General features: G+C 62.8%; 1 protein-coding gene and 1 pseudogene. Both read left to right on the top strand.

Features of this window, described 5'->3' with window-relative positions; all coding sequences use genetic code 11:
- Positions 1-142 precede the first annotated feature (142 nt).
- Positions 143-310 carry a hypothetical protein gene (locus tag AC0L25_RS32450; protein WP_473599190.1) on the top strand — a complete coding sequence of 56 codons (168 nt, stop codon included), beginning with the start codon at positions 143-145 and terminating at the stop codon, positions 308-310.
- Positions 286-725 (top strand): annotated as a pseudogene (locus AC0L25_RS32455) (recombinase family protein); the annotation flags it as partial. The gene AC0L25_RS32450 and the pseudogene AC0L25_RS32455, both read left to right, overlap by 25 nt.

Here is a 725-nt window from a genome sequence, read left to right on the forward strand (position 1 = left end):
GCAGCAAATCGCCAAGCTCTTCGAGACAACGACGGCCGGAGTGCGGGAGGCGAGGGCGAAGAGGCTGCACGCAGCACGGCGACCGGTCTCGCTCCTTTCCGGCCTGCTCAGTTGCGGGTGCTGTGGCGGCAAATATGGTCTCATGCAACGCGACCGCTTCGGGTGCCTCAACCATCACCGGCGCGGCACCTGCAATAATAATCCATTGTCCGTGCCAGGATTGAGGAGCGGGTTCTTTCCGGCCTCAAGGACCAGCTGGTTTCCGCCGAGTCCGTCGCAGACGCGGTGCGCGCCTATGCGGAGGAGGTGAACCGCCTCAACCGCGAGCGGCGGGCGCAGGCGGAAGCAGACCGCAAGGCGCTGGAGAAGGTCGAGCGCGCTATTGCCGGCATCATGGCAGCGATTGAGGACGGCATGTATCAGCCGGTGATGAAGGCGCGCATGGGGGAACTGGAGCGGCAGAAGGGAGAGATCATGGGCCGCACGGCTGAGGCACCGGCCGATGTGCCGGATGTTCATCCCAACATCGCCAACATTTACCGCATCAGAGTTTTTGCTTTCACTGAAGTGCTCGATGATCCGATCGGCGGCCGAGAAGCAGCCGAGGCGCTGCGCTCGCTTGTCGGTGAGGTGGTTCTTTCGCCTGGTAGCAAGCGAGGCGAGGTCATCGCCGAGCTACGCGGCGAACTGATCGGCATCCTTGACTTTGCCAATCCTCGGCAAAA

The organism is Mesorhizobium sp. WSM4813 (assembly GCF_055811555.1).